At 52.6% G+C, this 18839-nt stretch carries 17 protein-coding genes; 16 read left to right on the top strand and 1 reads right to left on the bottom strand.

Features of this window, described 5'->3' with window-relative positions:
- The 16 genes from rfbB to tviB form a co-directional block, all read left to right on the top strand.
- Positions 1-1032 (top strand): dTDP-glucose 4,6-dehydratase (gene rfbB / locus B9Q17_RS16625; protein ID WP_094626057.1); only part of this gene is annotated, 1032 nt, incomplete at its 5' end.
- A 112-nt stretch (positions 1033-1144) separates the two neighbouring features.
- Positions 1145-2026, top strand: a complete 882-nt coding sequence (gene rfbA / locus B9Q17_RS16620) for a glucose-1-phosphate thymidylyltransferase RfbA (protein WP_094626056.1) — start codon at positions 1145-1147, stop codon at positions 2024-2026.
- Entirely contained in the window at positions 2023-3087 is a 1065-nt protein-coding gene (locus B9Q17_RS16615; protein WP_094626055.1) for a TDP-N-acetylfucosamine:lipid II N-acetylfucosaminyltransferase family protein, read from the top strand. Before rfbA ends, B9Q17_RS16615 begins: the two co-directional genes overlap by 4 nt.
- Before the next feature lies 1 nt (position 3088).
- Positions 3089-3652, top strand: coding sequence for an acyltransferase (locus B9Q17_RS16610; RefSeq protein ID WP_094626054.1), 564 nt, complete (start codon positions 3089-3091; stop codon positions 3650-3652).
- A complete protein-coding gene (rffA, locus tag B9Q17_RS16605; protein ID WP_094626053.1) occupies positions 3649-4779 on the top strand; it encodes a dTDP-4-amino-4,6-dideoxygalactose transaminase in 1131 nt (376 codons plus the stop codon). The genes B9Q17_RS16610 and rffA overlap by 4 nt, the downstream gene beginning before the upstream one ends.
- Positions 4776-6194, top strand: coding sequence for an oligosaccharide flippase family protein (locus B9Q17_RS16600; RefSeq protein WP_094626052.1), 1419 nt, complete (start codon positions 4776-4778; stop codon positions 6192-6194). The genes rffA and B9Q17_RS16600 overlap by 4 nt, the downstream gene beginning before the upstream one ends.
- Positions 6195-6200: 6 nt before the next feature.
- Positions 6201-6674, top strand: a complete 474-nt coding sequence (locus B9Q17_RS16595; protein ID WP_208618802.1) for a hypothetical protein — start codon at positions 6201-6203, stop codon at positions 6672-6674.
- Positions 6675-7073: 399 nt separating this feature from the next.
- Positions 7074-8258, top strand: a complete 1185-nt coding sequence (locus B9Q17_RS16590; protein WP_154707662.1) for an O-antigen ligase family protein — start codon at positions 7074-7076, stop codon at positions 8256-8258.
- Complete coding sequence (locus B9Q17_RS16585) at positions 8255-9361, top strand: glycosyltransferase family 4 protein (RefSeq protein WP_094626050.1); 1107 nt, start codon at positions 8255-8257, stop codon at positions 9359-9361. The genes B9Q17_RS16590 and B9Q17_RS16585 overlap by 4 nt, the downstream gene beginning before the upstream one ends.
- Before the next feature lie 6 nt (positions 9362-9367).
- A complete protein-coding gene (gene wecB, locus B9Q17_RS16580; RefSeq protein ID WP_094626049.1) occupies positions 9368-10444 on the top strand; it encodes a non-hydrolyzing UDP-N-acetylglucosamine 2-epimerase in 1077 nt (358 codons plus the stop codon).
- Complete coding sequence (locus B9Q17_RS16575) at positions 10428-11672, top strand: glycosyltransferase family 4 protein (protein ID WP_208618801.1); 1245 nt, start codon at positions 10428-10430, stop codon at positions 11670-11672. The genes wecB and B9Q17_RS16575 overlap by 17 nt, the downstream gene beginning before the upstream one ends.
- Entirely contained in the window at positions 11669-12616 is a 948-nt protein-coding gene (locus tag B9Q17_RS16570) for a UDP-glucose 4-epimerase family protein (RefSeq protein ID WP_094626048.1), read from the top strand. The genes B9Q17_RS16575 and B9Q17_RS16570 overlap by 4 nt, the downstream gene beginning before the upstream one ends.
- Positions 12613-13167 (top strand): sugar transferase, encoded by a 555-nt coding sequence (locus B9Q17_RS16565; RefSeq protein WP_094626047.1) that lies wholly within the window; start codon positions 12613-12615, stop codon positions 13165-13167. Before B9Q17_RS16570 ends, B9Q17_RS16565 begins: the two co-directional genes overlap by 4 nt.
- Before the next feature lie 98 nt (positions 13168-13265).
- Positions 13266-15176: a polysaccharide biosynthesis protein gene (locus B9Q17_RS16560; protein ID WP_425268636.1), complete on the top strand. Its 1911-nt coding sequence runs from the start codon at positions 13266-13268 to the stop codon at positions 15174-15176.
- A 50-nt stretch (positions 15177-15226) separates the two neighbouring features.
- Positions 15227-16738 carry an MBL fold metallo-hydrolase RNA specificity domain-containing protein gene (locus tag B9Q17_RS16555; RefSeq protein WP_154707661.1) on the top strand — a complete coding sequence of 504 codons (1512 nt, stop codon included), beginning with the start codon at positions 15227-15229 and terminating at the stop codon, positions 16736-16738.
- 85 nt (positions 16739-16823) lie between these two features.
- The gene (tviB, locus tag B9Q17_RS16550) at positions 16824-18086 is read left to right on the top strand and encodes a Vi polysaccharide biosynthesis UDP-N-acetylglucosamine C-6 dehydrogenase TviB (RefSeq protein WP_094626045.1); all 1263 of its coding nucleotides are present in this window, start codon (positions 16824-16826) and stop codon (positions 18084-18086) included.
- Between the two features lie 129 nt (positions 18087-18215).
- Here the strand turns inward: tviB and B9Q17_RS16545 are convergent.
- Positions 18216-18839, bottom strand: a 624-nt coding sequence (locus B9Q17_RS16545; protein ID WP_154707655.1) for an IS3 family transposase, incomplete at its 5' end; no start/stop codon positions are given.

Genomic DNA, 18839 nt, shown 5'->3' with positions numbered 1-18839 from the left:
GCCGTCATCCGCCACATCATCACCCACACCAACGATGAAGTGGTCAACCTCGACAAACTCACCTACGCCGGCAACCTCGAAAGCCTGGCGGCGGTTAGCGACAACCAGCGCTACAGCTTCGAACAAGTAGACATCTGCAACCGCGCCGAAGTGGATCGCGTATTGGCCGAACACCAACCAGACGCCATCATGCACCTGGCCGCTGAAAGCCACGTAGACCGCTCCATAGACGGCCCGGCAGACTTCATCGAAACCAACATCGTAGGCACCTACACCCTGCTGGAAGCCACCCGCCAATACTGGCAGGCGCTGGAAGCCGAAAAGAAAGCCAACTTCCGTTTCCACCACATCAGCACAGACGAAGTCTACGGCGACCTCCCGCACCCAAGCGACACACCCAACGCGGAAGAGCGCCTGTTCACTGAACAAACCGCCTACGCCCCAAGCAGTCCATATAGCGCCAGCAAAGCCAGTTCAGACCACCTGGTAAGAGCCTGGCAGCGCACCTACGGCCTGCCGGCACTGGTGACCAACTGCAGCAACAACTACGGCCCCTACCACTTCCCGGAGAAGCTCATCCCGTTGATGATCCTCAACGCCCTGGAAGGTAAGCCGCTTCCGGTCTACGGCAAAGGCGACCAGGTCCGTGACTGGCTCTATGTTGAAGACCACGCAAGAGCCCTCTACATAGTCGTCACCGAAGGCCAGCCCGGCGAAACCTACAACATCGGCGGCCACAACGAAAAACAGAACATCGAAGTAGTGCACACCCTCTGCGACATCCTCCAGCAACTTCGCCCGCAGGAACGCAGCTACCGGGACTTAATCACCAACGTAAAAGATCGCCCCGGCCACGACATGCGCTACGCCATAGACGCTAGCAAAATCCAGAAAGAACTCGGCTGGGCGCCCGAAGAAACCTTCGAAACCGGCATCCGCAAAACCGTCCAGTGGTACCTCGACAACCTCGACTGGTGCCAGCGCGTTCAGGATGGCAGCTATCAGCGCGAACGCCTCGGCATAGACAACTGATGATTGGGGTCTGTCCCTACGTGGACAGACCCCTTTGCACCGAATTTGACTAGGGGTCTGTCCCCACGCGGACTGACCCCTCAAACTCCGAATTGAAGTCAAGGAAGCAAAAGTGAAAGGAATAATCCTGGCAGGCGGCTCCGGCACCCGCCTGTACCCCATAACACTCGGCACCTCCAAACAACTCCTGCCGGTGTACGACAAACCCATGATCTACTACCCGCTCTCTGTACTCATGCTGGCGGGCATCCGGGACATCCTCATCATCACCACGCCGGAAGATCAGGCCGGCTTTAAACGTGCGCTTGGAACCGGCGAACAATTCGGCATTAATCTCAGCTACGAAATCCAGCCAAGCCCGGATGGCCTCGCTCAGGCCTTTATCATCGGCGAAGAATTTATCGGTAACGACAGCGTGTGCCTGGTGCTGGGCGATAACATCTTTTATGGCCAGGGTTTCGTTCCCAAACTCCGCGAAGCTGTGAAACAGGTTGATGAGCAGGGCGGGGCAACAGTGTTCGGTTACCAGGTTAAAGACCCGGAACGTTTTGGTGTGGTGGCGTTCGACAGCTCCCAAAAGGCCATCTCCATCGAAGAAAAACCCGCCCAGCCAAAATCACATTTTGCGGTAACCGGTCTCTACTTCTACGACAACAAAGTAGTTGATGTAGCCAAAGCGGTTCAGCCATCCAGCCGTGGCGAACTGGAAATTACCGATGTAAACCGGGTCTACCTTGAAAAAGGCGAATTAAACGTAAACCTGCTGGGCCGAGGCTTTGCGTGGCTGGACACCGGCACCCACGAAAGTTTGTTGGAAGCCGCACAGTTTGTAGAAACCATCGAAAAGCGTCAGGGTTATAAGATCGCTTGTCTTGAGGAAATTGGTTACAACCAGGGTTGGTTGAGCAAGCAACGGGTAGAACAGCAAGCGCAGGAATTACGCAAAAATAGTTATGGCGAATACCTCAGCGCCCTGATCCATGGTGAGCTTTGAAAGGTAGTTTTGTGATTTTACATGTCGGTAGTCCAAGTGCTTTCCTTAACCCCCTAAAAACCCTTATTAGTAGTGAATTTCCCCAGCAGGATCACAGATTCTGGTTAAGCGCTGCGAAGGATAAGCATGGAATTGCTGAAAACCGCAATGTATATATTTGTAACAACCGATTTTTTGGAGCATTGAAGGGTTATGTCAAGCTCGTTACCCAGATGAACGCTGCCAACATAGTCATGTTGCATGGGTTGTTTAATCCCAGAATACTAGTGGTGCTTGCGCTTATGCCTTGGCTAATGCCCAAATGTTATTGGGTGATTTGGGGTGGGGATTTATATCAATATAAGACATCAAAAGCTTCATGGCGGTCTCGACTTAAGGAACCGTTCAGACGATTGGTAATCCGCAGGGTCGGCCATTTGGTAACGTACATCGAAGGAGATGTAGAGCTTGCCCGCCAATGGTACGGAGCCAGGGGCACCCATCATGAATGCATCATGTACCTGAGTAATGTAGTCGATCCCAAAATGATCATGGAGCCAAGCCCAGCCTCCGACCATGATGGCTTGAACATACTCCTCGGCAACTCTGCAGACCCAAGCAATAACCACATCGAAGCGCTCGAACGCCTGTTGCCGTTCAAGGACCAGCCCCTCAAAATATATGCACCTTTGTCTTATGGCGACCAGAACCACGCCAAGAAAGTAATCAGTCAGGGCAAAGCATGGTTCGGAGATAAATTTGTACCCATGACGGATTTCATGCCGTTTGAGCAATATCTGGAGTTTTTGAAAAGCCTTGATATTGCGATCTTCAATCATCAGCGACAGCAAGCCATGGGGAACACCATTACGCTTTTGGGTATGGGGAAGACGGTGTTTATGCGGAGTGACGTGAGCCAATGGCGCTTTCTGACAAGCTTGGGAATTAACCTGAGCGATGTTGACAAACTAGAGCTCCGCCAGATAGCTCGTGATGAGGCGGACGAGAATGCCCGTGTGGTTCACTCATATTTTTCAAAGGCAACGCTGATTAAGCAACTTGCGGATATTTTCGAGGGATAGAATGGCTTATCTGACCAGAGAGCAAATAGATGCGATGGGGTTCAAATCTGTCGGCGAGAGCGTAAAAGTCAGTGATAAAGCGAGTATCTACAACCCTGAATCTATTGTGTTGGGGGACTGTTCTCGGATTGATGACTTCTGTGTTGTATCGGGAAAGGTCTCAGTTGGTAAGTATTGTCACATTACCCCAATGTGTTTGGTGGCCGGCGGGTCTCCGGGCATAACACTGTCTGATTTCTGTACTTTAGCGTACGGCGTGAAGGTTTTCGCTCAGTCTGATGATTACAGCGGCAACACAATGGTGAATTCTTTAGTACCTAAGGAATTCAAAGGCGAATATCTGGCCGAAGTAATCCTTGAAAAACAAGTGATTGTCGGTGCCGGGGCAATCATCTTTCCCGGAGTGACAATTCGAGAAGGGTGCTCTGTGGGTGCGATGACTCTAGTGAACAAAAGCACCCAACCGTGGGGTATCTATGCAGGCAACCCCGCTCGCAGAATAAAAGACCGCAAGAAGGATTTGTTAGAACTCGAAGCGCAATTTTTGAAAGAGCAGCAAAAATGATCCCGTTTAATAAACCGCCTGTTACTGGTGCTGAAGAGCAATGCATCAAACAGGCGCTGCAGAGTAACAAACTCTCCGGCGATGGCCCGTTCGGCAAAAAATGCCAGAGCTGGTTTGAAGCCAACCTTCCAGCCAAGAAAACACTGCTGACGCCTTCCTGCACCGCTGCACTCGAGTTGGCTGCCGTCTTGATCGATATACAGCCCGGCGATGAGGTCATCATGCCGAGCTACACCTTCGTGAGCACGGCAAATGCCTTCGTACTCCGTGGCGCAAAGATCGTTTTCGTGGATATCCGGCCCGATACCATGAATATCGATGAACGCCTGATCGAGGCCGCCATCACTCCCAAAACTCGAGCCATCGTGCCGGTGCACTACGCCGGCGTTGCCTGTGAAATGGACGCCATCATGGCCATTGCCGGGCGCCATAACCTTTACGTGGTTGAGGATGCAGCTCAAGGCATGATGAGCAGCTACAAAGGGCGTGCGCTGGGAACCATCGGCCATCTGGGAGCCTTCAGCTTCCATGAAACAAAGAACTATACCAGTGGCGGTGAAGGTGGCCTGCTGATCATCAATGATGAGCGTTTCGCAGAGCGTGCGGAGGTGATTCGGGAGAAAGGCACCAATCGGAGCCAGTTCTTCCGGGGCATGGTGGACAAGTATCAGTGGGTGGACATTGGCAGTAGTTATCTGCCGAGCGAACTGCAGTCGGCCTACCTGTGGGCCCAGCTCGAAAACGCGAAAACTATTAACGATGCCCGCCTTGAGGCCTGGCATCAATACCGCGAGAAGCTGCAACCATTAGCGGATGCGGCGCAGATTGAGCTTGCGGATATACCGGATGGCTGTACTCATAATGCGCACATGTTCTACCTGAAAACGTCGAACCTGGAAGAGCGGAGTGCACTTCTGGAACACCTGAAAAACTGCGACATTCTGGCTGTGTTTCATTATGTGCCATTGCACTCTGCCAGGGCCGGAGCAGCATTTGGTCGATTTAATGGTGAGGATCGTTACACGACTGCTGAGAGTGAGCGGCTGGTTAGATTGCCGATGTGGTTTGGTATTGATAAGGAAATACAACAGCGAGTTGTAGACGCTATATTTGAGTTCTATCGGTGACACCTAAGCAAATAGCCGCCTTCGCCATAGGCCCAATCGGCGGTGCTGTCCTTGGCCTAATCTCCCTACCAATAATCACTTGGTTCTTCTCCCAGGAAGACGTAGGCCGGATGGCGATGCTCCAAGTCACTCTTGGCTTTAGTATTCTGCTATTTAGTCTGGGGCTGGACCAGTCTTACGTTCGTGAGTTTCACGAGGCAGACAACAAGCCTGCATTGTTTAAGCGCGCAATGCTCCCGGGGCTGGTGTTGTTGGTGGTTACCGTTTTGGTGCTGCTGTCGCTTGGCGGAAAGCTGGCCGGTTGGCTCTTTGATGTGCCCGCATGGCACCTGAGTGTATTGGTGGCAGTGGCTTTGGTCGCCAGTTATCTTTCCCGGTTTTTGTCGCTCGTGCTGCGCATGAACGAGCGTGGTCTGGCCTTCTCAATGAGTCAGCTGCTCCCGAAGCTGCTTATGCTGGCCATTATCGGGGGATACGTTGCCGTTGGTGCGGATAAGGACCTGACCAACCTTGTGTTGGCGAATACTGCAGCCATTACCTTCGTGTGCGCAATATACGGTTGGAACACCCGAGCGGAATGGCTGGCTGGCGTTCGCACCAAACTGGATCTTGATCAGCTAAAAAGCATGCTCCGTTTTGGACTGCCACTGATTCTGGGTGGGCTGGCATTCTGGGGCCTCACAGCCATAGACAAGGTATTTCTGCGGACGCTCGCCAGCTTTGAAGAGCTGGGCGTTTACTCTGTGGCGGTCAGCTTTGCCGCCGCGGCTACTATACTGCAAAGCGTTTTCTCAACCGTTTGGGCCCCCACCGTCTACAAATGGGCCAGCGCAGGCACCGGGCTGGAGAACGTGCACAAAGTCAGCCGTTACATACTGGCGTTGGTTGTCCTCGGGTTTGCATTAGCCGGGTTGTTGTCCTGGGTTGTTACCTTTTTTCTGCCCGCCAACTACGCGGCTGTGCGGTGGATTGTGGTGTCCTGCATTGGTTACCCCTTGCTGTACACTCTCTCTGAAACCACCGTTGTAGGCATCGGCATCTCCCGGCGCAGCTCCTTCTCCATGCTGGCGGCCATTACCGCATTCGCGATCAACCTGGTTGGCAACTGGTGGCTAATTCCTCTCTTCGGGGCGGCCGGGGCAGCGGTGAGCACCTGTGTATCCTTTTGGGTGTTCTTCTTCCTGAGAACCGAATTCTCCATCTACCTATGGAAGCCCATGCCCCGGCTTGTGCTTTACGCCTTCACACTGGTTTCTGTGGCTGGCGCCGTGGTGTTTACGCTTTGGGGTGAGGCTTTGAAAGGCTGGATGGTTGGGTATTGGTTGGTTGTTTTGGCCGCCTGGGCGGTGGTTTTTCGGGGGGAGGTTTTGGAGGTGGTTGGGTTTGTTTGGCGTAGGCAACAACTGAGAGCATAACCAACCATGCAACCCCTATTCACCATCCACGCCGGCGAATACCTGGTAGGCTCCCACATAGAGCAGCACCTGCGAGACCCGAACGGCGATAAAGTCAATGTATGGGTGCCGTCTAAAGACACAGGCATAGACCTGCTCGTGACCGACAAAACCAACAAAAAGACTACGTCGCTGCAGGTAAAGTTCTCCAAGGACTTCCTCCTGACCCACGGCAGGTCGGAATACCGTGAGAAGCTGCTTTCCTGTGGGTGGTGGACTCTTAATCGGGAAAAAATCCGTAAATCCCCAGCGGACTATTGGGTGTTTGTACTACACACCCACGACAAAGAGGACATGCAGTACGTAATACTCACCCCGCAGCAACTGCTGGAAAGACTGGATGTCATTCACCCAGATGTTAAATCGCTGCAGTCTTATCTTTGGGTAACCAAGGGTAAGGGCGCCGTGAAGCAATGCTGGGAAATCAGGGGGTTGAAGTAGGTGCAAACGGATGCGCTGGTGCGGGGAGAGGAGGGTGTTACGCCGGAGCGGGATTTTAGCGGGTTTTTGAACAATTGGAATGTGATATTCAAGGGCTGGTAACAATAGAGAGGATAACCGAAATGACATCGCTTGGCAGAAATCCAGATTCGTCAAACAATTTGTCGAAATGGCGGCGACCATCAAGGAAGGTGAGTATATTCACCGGATAGCCGACAGCACCATAGGAATCGTGGTGGCTGGCAGCGGTACGTGAGAGCGAGCCGGTTGGATGTTTTTAGCGATCCGCGAGATAAACACCGTACCCTATCCGGGTGCCAAAGATAAAGGGGTTTGTAGTTGAGTAAAAACCATAAGGTGTTTAGGGAGCGCTTCGTTAGCTCACAGGAGCAGACAATTTTGTCTGTTTTTGTCTGTTTTGGGCTCGTCTCCTCAATAGCCTTGCCTCCCTTGTCTGTTTATGGTTTGGGGGTCTACATTGTCACTTTCGTCTCGCCATTGCTTGCACTTCTGGTGTTCATGTTTTGGAGTAAGGCGCCCGTTTTTCATTTTTCTGCTCTATTTCCTATGTTGCTCGGGCTGATGGTTTGCGTGTCAGCCTTATTTTCATGGTTTATGGGTTTTTCTTCGATAAATACTCGAGATCTGGTTGAGTCAATTAAATACTTTCAGTTTTTTCCATATCTTCTCGCTATTCCATTTTTAGGTTTGAAGTCGGTCGATATTTTCCACAGAGGTTTGTTCCTTTCTGCGGTTGTTGTTGGCTGCATAGGCTTTTTTCAGGTGCTTGGCATTGGCGAATTCATTTCCCGCATCTACCTAGGGGCCGATAGTGCTCACCTTGATTCCCTGATTTCTGGTCGCCGAATCACACTCACTGGTTCTGACCCAAATGTTGGAGGGGTAATAGCTGCTTTTTTTTGCGTGTATTTTTTTTCCATGTACGCTGTTAGTAGAAAGTTCTTATATGTTTTTTTTAGTATTATTTTTGTTTTTCTTTGTTTTTTAACGCAAAGTAGAACGGCGCTGGTTGCACTAGTTTTTGCTCTCTCGACCTATTTTTTATTTTTTTTTAGAGCTTTTATATTGTACAAGTTTGTTTTCTTGGTTTTCGGTTTTTTTTTCCTTTTGTCCATGATCTATTTTCTTGATCTATCTTATTTATATTTAGGGTTTCAGTACGCGTTAGAAGGAAGGAATAATAGCCTTAATGTGAGGCTTGACAACATGGTTGATGCATATTATAGGTTTTTGCAGTCTCCTGTGGTTGGTTTGGGTCCGGCTAAATCGTCATTTAGTACTATAATAGATTCTGAGTATGCTCTAATTATTCAAAGGTATGGTTTGTTGGGTGTTTTTTTGTTTTTTTGTTATTTTGTCTATCTTTTGAAGTTAGCTTATTCTTTGGTTTGTAATGCTTGGGGTGGGAGTCTTTTAATTTTCACATTAATTTCATTTATGGTTATGATGACTAATAATATTTTCTCCGGCTATCAATTGATGTCGTTGGTTGTACTTTTGAATGTGGCTTGTATTCTTAGTCTACGGGTGCGAGAAGCTGAAGCAAAGGAGGCTAACCTTTGAGAATCGCTCACCTTACCTCTGTTCACCCTAGGGCCGACACCCGCATTTTTTTGAAAGAATGCACGAGTCTCGCTCGCCATGGTCACTCAGTTTCCCTGATCGTCGCAGATGGAAAGAAGGATGAGACCAAGGCTGATGTCGTCATCCACGATGTCGGCGCGTCCGCAGGACGCGTGGACCGAATTCGTAATGCTCCTGGCCGGGTTTTGGCCAAAGCGCTGGAGCTGGATGCCGATATTTATCACTTGCACGACCCAGAGTTGTTGCCCATCGGCCTGAAGCTCAAAAAACGTGGGAAAAAGGTGATATTCGACGCCCATGAAGATGTTCCCAAGCAGTTGCTGGGCAAGCCGTATCTTAACAAGCCCGCAAGATGGTTACTGTCTAAAACGTTTGGCTTGTATGAGCAATACGCTTGTCGCAAGCTAGATGCTGTGGTTTCTGCGACGCCTTACATCCGTGACAAGTTTATCTCCATGGGCGTTCGTTCGGTGGATATAAATAACTATCCGTTGTTGGGCGAACTGTCTACCGGGACCGTGGACTGGACTCAGAAGTGCGACCATGTTGCTTATGTCGGTGGCATCGGCCGTATTCGCGGTATATTGGAAGTGGTTCGCGCTATGGGGCTTGTCACGTCCGGTGCTCGTTTACAGCTTGCGGGCAAGTTCGGAAACAGTGCCGATGAACAGGAAGCTCAGTGTGATGCTGGCTGGATTCAGGTAGATGCCCTTGGCTTTGTCGGGCGGGAAGAAGTTCGTGATCTGCTCGCTCGTTGTGTTGCGGGGCTTGTTACCTTCCTTCCCTCGCCTAATCACATAGATGCTCAGCCGAATAAAATGTTTGAGTATATGAGTGCAGGTGTTCCCGTCATTGGCTCTCACTTTCCCCTTTGGAAGCAGATCATAGAAGGAAATCAGTGTGGGCTATGTGTCGACCCACAGGATCCCCAAGCAATTGCCGCGGCTATTGACGATTTGATTGCGAACCCAGAAAAGGCTGAGCAGATGGGCCGAAATGGTCAAAAAGCTGTCTTGAACCGCTATAACTGGGGTATCGAAGAGCAAAAGCTGCTTGATTTCTACAAGTCACTAATTGGTTGATTATTCATGCAAAGAATTCTTACCATCATTGGCGCACGCCCCCAATTCATAAAAGCCAGCGTTGTTTCCCGAGCCATTCAACAGGCTGAGGGCATTGATGAGATCATTCTGCATACCGGTCAGCACTTTGATGCCAATATGTCCGATGTGTTTTTCAACCAGCTGGGCATTCCTAAACCGGATATTCAGTTGGATATCCACGGTGGGAGCCATGGCGAAATGACGGGCCGTATGCTGGTGGAGATAGAAAGAGCGCTGCTCGAGCATAAGCCTGATCGTGTGCTGGTCTACGGTGATACTAACTCAACCCTGGCGGGTGCACTCGCTGCTGCCAAGCTCCACATTCCGGTTGCTCATGTGGAGGCAGGCTTGCGCAGCTTTAATATGGATATGCCGGAAGAGATCAATCGCATACTGACGGACCAGATCAGCGACATGCTGTTTTGCCCGACGACAACGGCTGTCAATAACCTGAAAAATGAAGGTTTTGGGAGCAAACCTGTGAACGTGATGCAGGTTGGGGATGTTATGCAGGACGCTGCCCTTCTGTTTGCTTCGAAGGCTGTTGCTCCTGCTGGTGGGGATTTGCCGGAAAAGTTTGTGCTGGCAACACTGCACAGAGCAGAGAACACAGACAACCCAGAGCGGCTCGCGAACATTGTTGAGGCGTTGAATGACACCCATGCAAAACAATCGTCTGTCGTACTCCCTTTACACCCTCGCACCCGGAAACTGATTGCTGAGCAAGGGTTGAGCCTGGATGTTCATATCATCGACCCTGTTGGTTACTTTGAGATGGTCTGGCTTCTGGATCATTGTGATCTGGTACTGACAGATAGTGGTGGCGTTCAGAAAGAGGCGTTCTTCTTTGGCAGAGCCTGTGTGACCATGAGGGATCAGACTGAGTGGGTGGAGTTAATCGAGGTGGGCGCAAACGAGTTGGTTGGGGCGAACTTTGCGAGAATTGTAGATTCGGTAGCCCGCAATCTTGGGCGCCGGGTTTCGGATAACCAGCAGCTTTATGGCGGAGGGAAGGCATCCGGCAGGATAGTTGAAGAGCTGATGAATGCTTGCGATGAGTAAAACCGTCTGGATTATTAACCAGTACGCATCCACTCCGGACTATGGATATGCGGGGCGGCATTACTATCTCGGGCAGGAGTTGGCCAAGCTTGGTTACAACGTGTACCTGATCACCTCTGCTGCGCACCATCTTCTACGCGAGAAGCCGGTTTTTGATTCGAGGTTCCACTTCGAAAAGGATGAGCGATTTACGGTTGTGTGGGTAAAGATGCCGGAGTATTCCGAAGCGCACAGCAAGGTGAGGGCGCTCGGATGGTTTTTGTTCCCCTGGCGTATACAGAAGCTCGCAAAAGTTATCCCGGATGAGCCTGAGGTGATTGTTTGCTCATCTCCCTCGTTGCTTTCGTTTCCTGGTGCGAAAAGGCTTGCGGCCCGATATGGAGCACGCTTGATGTTTGAGGTGCGTGATATCTGGCCGTTAACGTTTGTTGAGATAGGGGGACTCCCTCTAAAGCATCCATTTATTCGGTTGATGCAGTGGGTAGAGGATAGGGCCTACCGTGATTCAGACAGGGTTATATCAAACCTGAAAAACGCTGTTAATCATATGGTGTCCCGTGGAATGGACCCTCGCAAGTTTTCTTGGGTACCGAATGGATTTTCGCTGGACGAAGTGAAGCAAAACGCAGAGCTGAGTGCGGAGACTGTTAAACAGTTGCCAGAGGGGAAGTTTCTTGTTGGTTACACCGGAGCAATTGGAACAGCAAATGCCCTTGATTCGCTGATTGAGGCCGCAGAGCGTGTTAAGGGTAACTCTGATATCGCCTTTGTGCTTGTAGGTTCGGGTAAGGAAAAAGCCATATTACAAGAGCTTGTCTCCAACAAAGGGCTGACTAATGTCTTCTTTGTAAATCCGATACCCAAGGTGCAGATTCAATCAATGCTGGCCATGTTTGATGCCTGTTATATCGGGCTTACCAAAGACCCGTTGTTCAGGTTTGGAGTATCCCCTAACAAGTTGTTCGATTATCTGTATTCTGGCAAACCGATTATATATGCGATTGATTCTGGCGGGTATAAGCCTGTCGAAGAAGCGGGAGCCGGTATACAGGTTGCCGCCCAGGATCCTGAAAAGTTAGCGGCTGCTGTGTTGGCACTTCATGGGATGCCTGAAACCGAGCGCCAAAAAATGGGTGATGCAGGGCGCACACTTGCATTGGAACAATATGAGTATAGCCAGTTGGCACTCCAGTTTCGCGACGTTCTATTTCCGGAAGATGCAGAATGAGGGTTTTACTAACAGGCGCAACGGGCTTTGTCGGGAAGGCGTTATCTGTTGCGCTCGCACGTGACCCGGATGTGGATTTAACTTGTGCTGTCAGGCGCTCGGGCCTGGGTTGCCCCGGGAAGGTCGTTGTTACTGGCGAACTTGATGGAGGAACTGACTGGTCAGAAGCGCTTGATGGCAGGCATGTGGTCATACATTCGGCGGCTCGTGCTCATATCATGAAGGATGAGGTGGCCGACCCTTTGGCCGAATATCGGCGTGTTAATGTGGATGGTACCCTTAGTCTTGCGCGTCAGGCCGCAGAGGCTGGGGTTAGGAGATTTATTTTCATCAGCTCCATTAAGGTGAATGGTGAGCAGACTCATCCTGGTGAACCCTTCACTGAAAATACCGAGCCTGATCCGCAGGATGCGTATGGTGTGTCGAAGCGTGAGGCGGAAGAGGGGCTGATGAGCCTGGCTCGCGAGACCGGGATGGAGGTTGTGATTATCCGCCCCGTGCTTGTTTATGGCCCCGGAGTGAAAGGAAATTTCGCAACATTGAATAAACTGGTGAATAAAGGAATTCCATTGCCGTTGGGTGCTGTTCACAATCAACGGTCTTTGCTGGCATTGGGCAATCTGGTTGACCTAATCATGACGTGCCAGGATCATCCGGCTGCCGCCAACCAAGTGTTTCTGGCCGGTGATGGTAGGGATATGTCTACCACGGAATTGTTACGGGAGGTTGCAGCGGCAATGGGCAAGTCTCCGCGCTTGTTGCCCGTTCCCGAAGGGTTGCTGATGTTCGGTGCTGCGCTGCTTGGGAAAAAAGCTGTTGCACGACGTGTTTTGGGTTCACTTCAGGTGGATATTTCTAAAGCCCGTAATTTATTGGGCTGGAATCCGCCGTTGACATCGCAAGAAGGGCTTCAGCAGTGTTTTTGCCAAGGGAGTGAATCATGATTCGTATTCTGGATTTTTGCTTTGCGTTAGCGGGATTGGTCCTTGGCTTGCCGTTGCTGATCGTCCTCACTGTTATCGGTTACTTCGATACCGGTTCGCCAATTTTTACCCAGGAACGAGTTGGCCGAAACAAGAAGCCTTTTACGCTGGTTAAGTTTCGGACGATGAAAAAGGGCACCGCATCAGTTGCGAGCCATCTGGCCAGTGCTGATTCAATCACGCCGTTTGGCAACTTCCTTCGGAAAACCAAGCTGGACGAATTGCCGCAATTGTGGAATGTTTTGAAGGGTGAAATGAGTCTGGTTGGCCCGCGCCCCTGCCTCTTTAATCAGGATGAGTTGATACAGGAGCGGGAAAAGCGGGGCGTTCTGGCGGCGCGTCCGGGAATTACCGGGTTAGCTCAGGTGAACGAAATCGATATGTCTACACCGGTGTTACTGGCGGAGACAGACGAGAAAATGCTGAAATCTTTGGGGGGCAGGGATTATTTTCTGTACATCCTCCAGACTGTAACAGGTAAGGGATCTGGTGATAGAGTTCGCCGATCATAGGGCTCGGGCAGCGGTTACATGGTTTCATTTGAAGGGAATTCAGTGTGAATTCAGGCCTCATTGGAAAAATACTGGGCTTATCCAGGCCGGTTAAGCGTTTGATTTCAGTAACAACAGATCTGATTCTTCTCTCGCTTGCCGTCTGGGCAGCCTTTGCACTCAGATTTGAGAACTACACCTGGCTGCCCTCAGACAAACAACTCTGGGTGTCGGGCGCAACCGTCCTTTTCACCACCGCGGCTTTCGTGAAGCTGGGCTTATACCGCGCGGTAATCCGCTATCTCAGCGAACATGCGTTTTTGGCCATTATCATTGGCGTTACCCTTTCTAGTATTTCGCTGATCGTCTTCGGTTTTCTCTTTCAGGCTTTGGTGCCCCGCTCCGTACCGGTTATTTATGGTGCATTCGCATTTTTGCTGGTAGCGGGTAGCCGTTTTGCCGTTCGGGCGGTAGTGCAACGGCGTGGGCGAAAACAGAAAGATGCGGTTCTGATAGTGGGTGCCGGCCCCAAAGGTATGCAGCTTTCTTCTGCTCTGGTTCAGGGCACCGAATATCGCCCGGTGGGTTTTGTGTCAATGGTGGAGGCAAACCACCGCTCTTTGATTGGGAGCTTGCCGGTCTACTCGATCGACCACATCGATAAAGCCGTTCGGGAACTGGAAGCGTCCAGAGTACTGTTGGCGCTGGAAGACTCCGCCCCGGTTAACCGCAAAGAACTCATGCGAACCCTAGAAGGCCTCTCCGTACCGGTTCAGACCGTGCCTTCAATGTCGGAACTGGTCGCTGGCCTGGCCAGAATCAACGACATTCGGGACCTGGAAATCGAAGATCTCCTGGGGCGGGACCCGGTTCGGCCGGATGCGGCCATGGTGTCCCAAAGCCTGTTCGGCAAGGCGGTACTGGTGACCGGCGCCGGTGGTTCCATTGGTTCCGAGTTGTGCCGGCAGATTCTGCGCCACAAGCCGTCCAGGCTGGTGTTGTTCGAGCAGTCCGAGTTTTCGTTGTATGCCATTGAGCGTGAGTTGCAGTCGATCAATCAGATCGAAGCTTTGGGTGTGTCTTTGCATGCGGTGCTGGGCAGCGTTACTCATCGTCGCCGCTGTGAGGCAGTGATGCGTGCTTTTGGTATTCAGACGGTATACCACGCGGCGGCCTACAAGCACGTGCCGCTGGTTGAACACAATATAATTGAGGGGGTTCAGAACAATGTGTTCGGTACCTTCCATGCGGCAGAGGCGGCGATTGCCACGGGTGTTGAGCGCTTTGTGCTGATTTCTACCGATAAGGCGGTGCGCCCCACCAATGTGATGGGGGCATCCAAACGCATGGCGGAGCTGGTGCTTCAGGGCCTTGCCCAGCGGCAGTCCGGCACTGTGTTTTCGATGGTGCGCTTTGGCAATGTGCTGGGGTCTTCTGGCTCGGTTGTACCACTGTTCCGTGACCAGATTCGCGATGGCGGGCCGGTAACGGTGACTCACCAGGATATTATTCGCTACTTCATGACCATCCCCGAAGCCAGTCAGCTGGTGCTGCAGGCCGGCAGTATGGGGCAGGGTGGTGAGGTGTTTGTGTTGGATATGGGGGAGCCGGTAAGAATTGCCGACCTTGCCCGCAAGATGATTCACCTGATGGGCCTTGAAGAGAAAACCGAGGATAACCCGGACGGCGATATAGAGATTATCTACACCGGCTTACGCCCGGGTGAGAAATTGTATGAAGAACTACTGATTGGCGATAACCCGCAAGGTACGGCTCATTCTCGGATTATGATGGCGCGGGAAGTGTCTCTGCCGTGGGCTGAGGTTGAAGGTTTTCTGAACAAGTTTTCCCATGCCAGCCAGGCGTTTGACTGTCAGGCGGTTATTGAGCTTTTAAAGCAAGCGCGGACTGGATACGCGCCGAATGGCGAGCTGGCAGACCTTGTTTGGTGTAACGGCGGTCAGGAAGCGAGTGAGGGCAGGCCGGATGGTAAGGTGCTGAAGTTCGGGGTTTCGCCGCAGGATGTTTGATACTAGCCGCTGATCGGCGTTGGTGGATTGGACGTAACAAGGACTGTTGAATGATTGAGATTTTGCACCATGGTGCGGTGAGTGGGGTGACTGGCTCTTGTCATGAACTTCGGCTTTCTAAAGCTGATATCGGTGCCAGAGGGGTCAGTCCACGTAGGGACAGACCCCGATCACAGATTGGGTGCCAGAACCCGCAGGCTACAAAGGGGGCTGACCCTCTGGGGTCAGACCCCACCCTTCTGCCAGCGCCGGACTCCCATCTGGGCATCCTGATAGACTGCGGCCTGTTCCAGGGCCAGGAAGACAAGCAGCGGGTCAATGCTGGCGACCTGGCCATCGACTTCTCCATCACCCACATCCGCGCCCTGGTGGTCACCCACGTGCACATAGACCACGTAGGCCGGATTCCCTACCTGCTTGCCGCCGGCTTTGATGGCCCTATCATCTGCTCCGAACCTTCGGCCATTATGCTGCCGGAAATCCTGGAAGATGCCCTGAAGATTGGCTTCACCCGGGATCGTTCGCTGATCAACCGCGTGCTTGATCTGATCCGCGCCCGCATTGTGCCGGTGCCTTATGGACAGTGGCATGAGGTGTTTAATGAGGGTGAGTGTTCGCTTTCGGTGCGTTTGCAGCGGGCCGGGCATATTCTTGGGTCGGCGTATGTGGAGTGCGATGCCCGGGCCGGGAATTATGATGAGCGTGTGGTGTTCAGTGGAGACTTGGGTGCGCCGCACTCGCCGCTGCTGCCGGAGCCGGTTTCGCCTGAGCGGGCAGACCGTTTGGTGATTGAAAGCACTTACGGCGATAAAGATCATGAAGACCGGGAAACGCGGCGTTACCGGTTGAAGCAGGTGCTGGAACATGCGCTGGCGGATGGGGGGACGGTGTTGGTGCCGGCGTTCAGTATTGGGCGGACGCAGGAGTTGTTGTACGAGATTGAAGGGCTGATTGCAGAGTTTGGGGGTTTCTGGAGCCAACTGGAAATCGTAGTCGACTCCCCCCTGGCCGCCGAGTTCACCAAAATCTACCGCGACCTCAAACCCTTCTGGGACGCCGAGGCCCGCGCGCTCGTGAAAGCCGGCCGCCACCCGCTGTCTTTCGAACAGCTCACTGTGATCAACTCCCACGAAGACCACCTGAATGCCGTAGAATACCTGGCCAAATCCCACCGCCCCTGCGTGGTGCTGGCCGGTTCCGGCATGTGCGCCGGGGGCAGGGTGGTGAATTATCTGAAAGCTATGCTGGGCGATGCCCGTAACGACGTGCTGTTCGTCGGATATCAGGCTGCCGGAACGCCGGGCCGAGACATTCTCACCTATGGCCCTAGAGGTGGTTGGGTAGAACTTGATGGCGAACGCTATGATATCCGCGCCCAGGTTCACCAGGTCGGCGGCTATTCGGCCCACGCGGGGCAGAGTGATTTACTGCGCTTCGTGGAAGGCATCCCCGACGCGCCCAAACAGATTCGTGTAGTGCACGGCGATGACGATGCCAAGCGGGCACTGCAAGCACAACTGAAACCAATGGTACCCGGCACCGAAGTCCTGGTACCCCATTAATTTTAATTCGGGGTCAGACCCCCGGTACATTTGGCATGATGAAATGTATCCGGGGTCTGACCCCCAAACGCAGTTTGGAGGATGGATGAAGAAGATTGCGGTTGTTGGCCTTGGCTATGTGGGGCTGCCGTTGGCGGTGGCGTTTGGCGAGAAGCGTGAGGTGGTGGGCTTCGATATCAATGCTGGCCGTATTGCTGAGCTGAAGGATGGCGTGGATTTCACCCGCGAGGTTTCCCGTGAGGAGCTGGGGGCGGCGAGTAAGTTGTCGTTCACCGACTCTCTGGATGGCATTGCCGATTGCCAGATTTACATCGTGACGGTGCCGACTCCGATTGACGAGTTCAAAACCCCGGACCTGACGCCGCTGGTGAAGGCCAGCGAGAGTGTGGGTAAGGTGTTGAAGGCCGGCGATATTGTGATTTACGAATCCACGGTGTACCCGGGCGCGACCGAAGAGGTGTGTGTGCCGGTGCTGGAGAAGGTTTCGGGCCTGACGTTCAACAAGGATTTTTACGCCGGCTACAGCCCGGAGCGGATCAACCCGGGCGACAAGGAGCACCGGGTGACCACCATTATGAAGGTAACATCCGGCTCTACTCCGGAGATTGCGGACGAGGTGGATGAGTTGTATGCAGGCATTATCACTGCCGGCACCCACAAGGCCAGTTCCATCAAGGTGGCGGAAGCGGCGAAGGTGATCGAGAACACCCAGCGCGATCTGAACATCGCCCTGATGAACGAGCTGTCGATGATCTTTGCGCGGCTGGGGATTGATACCCACGAAGTGCTGGCGGCTGCGGGCACCAAGTGGAACTTCCTGCCGTTCAAGCCCGGCCTGGTGGGCGGCCATTGCATTGGTGTAGACCCGTATTACCTGACCCATAAAGCCGAGGCGATTGGTTATCACCCGGATATTATCCTGGCCGGCCGCCGAGTGAATGACAATATGGGCCCCTATGCTGCCGCGCAATTGGTGAAGATTATGATTAAGCGCGGCCTGACGATTGCCAATTCCCGCGTGCTGGTAATGGGCCTGACCTTCAAGGAAAACTGCCCGGATTTGCGTAATACCCGGGTAATTGATGTGGTTGAAGAGTTGCGCGATTTCGGTTGCTCCGTCGATGTAACCGACTGCTGGGCTGATAATGCCGAAGCCGAACACGAATATGGCATCACCCTGGTAGATAACCCGGAGAAAGGCAGATACGACGCTGTATTCCTGGCCGTTCCCCACAACGAATACGCCGCCATGAGCGCCGAAGAACTGCGCAGCTACACCGGCGACAACGGCGTGCTGTGTGATCTCAAAGGCGTGTTGCCGCTGGGGCAGGCCGACTTCCGGCTGTAGTACACAGTAAGGCACCAAGCCATCCAGTCTACAAAGGGGTCGGGCCCTAAAAAATAGCGGGGTCAGACCCCCAGTACATTTCATCGTGCCAAATGTACTGAAGTGACCCCTAAAACTTGGACAGTTTAATCAGGCTGCAGCGGCAGCCTGCTCTCTGTACTCCACCGGAGTCAGGCCATTGAGTGTCAGCCGGATCCGGTGGTGGTTATAGTAGTCAATGTACTGCTCAATTCCGTGTCGTAATTGCTCAACGCTATCGAACCGGTTCAAGTAATAGAACTCGGATTTCAATGTGCCGAAGAAGCTCTCCATAGCCGCGTTGTCCAGGCAATTGCCCTTGCGAGACATGCTTTGAGTTAGCCCCTTCTCCTCGAGCATCCGGCAATACTCCGGATGCTGGTAATGCCAGCCTTGGTCCGAGTGTACCACTGGACTGGTTCCTTGCTTGAGTCGCCTCAAGGCCTTTTTCAGCATCTCCGTGACCATGGGAAGCACCGGCCGGTCACGGAGTTCATAGGCCAGGATTTCACCGTTGAACAGGTCCATCACCGGCGACAGGTACAGCTTGCGTCCTTGCACCTTGAACTCAGTAACGTCCGTTGCCCACTTCGTGTTGGGCTTGGTGGCCCGGAAGTCCCGGGCCAGTAGATTCGGTGCTTTCTTGCCCACGGGGCCTCGGTAGGAGCGGTATCGCTTCACCCGAACTCTGGATTTCAGCCCCAGCTGTTGCATCAGCCGCTGAACGATTTTGTG

This window comes from Marinobacter vinifirmus, assembly GCF_002258215.1.
Taxonomy (GTDB): domain Bacteria; phylum Pseudomonadota; class Gammaproteobacteria; order Pseudomonadales; family Oleiphilaceae; genus Marinobacter; species Marinobacter vinifirmus.
Note: the sequence above shows the minus strand (reverse complement) of the source record. Positions and strands in the feature narration are given on the sequence as shown.

Bases quoted from the DNA above. Each gene is read 5' to 3' on its own strand.
- B9Q17_RS16610 (WP_094626054.1), top strand. From the start codon at position 3,089: ATGGCTTATCTGACCAGAGAGCAAATAGATGCGATGGGGTTCAAATCT.
- rffA (WP_094626053.1), top strand. From the start codon at position 3,649: ATGATCCCGTTTAATAAACCGCCTGTTACTGGTGCTGAAGAGCAATGC.
- B9Q17_RS16595 (WP_208618802.1), top strand. From the start codon at position 6,201: ATGCAACCCCTATTCACCATCCACGCCGGCGAATACCTGGTAGGCTCC.
- wecB (WP_094626049.1), top strand. From the start codon at position 9,368: ATGCAAAGAATTCTTACCATCATTGGCGCACGCCCCCAATTCATAAAA.
- B9Q17_RS16575 (WP_208618801.1), top strand. From the start codon at position 10,428: ATGCTTGCGATGAGTAAAACCGTCTGGATTATTAACCAGTACGCATCC.
- B9Q17_RS16570 (WP_094626048.1), top strand. From the start codon at position 11,669: ATGAGGGTTTTACTAACAGGCGCAACGGGCTTTGTCGGGAAGGCGTTA.
- B9Q17_RS16565 (WP_094626047.1), top strand. From the start codon at position 12,613: ATGATTCGTATTCTGGATTTTTGCTTTGCGTTAGCGGGATTGGTCCTT.
- B9Q17_RS16555 (WP_154707661.1), top strand. From the start codon at position 15,227: ATGATTGAGATTTTGCACCATGGTGCGGTGAGTGGGGTGACTGGCTCT.
- tviB (WP_094626045.1), top strand. From the start codon at position 16,824: ATGAAGAAGATTGCGGTTGTTGGCCTTGGCTATGTGGGGCTGCCGTTG.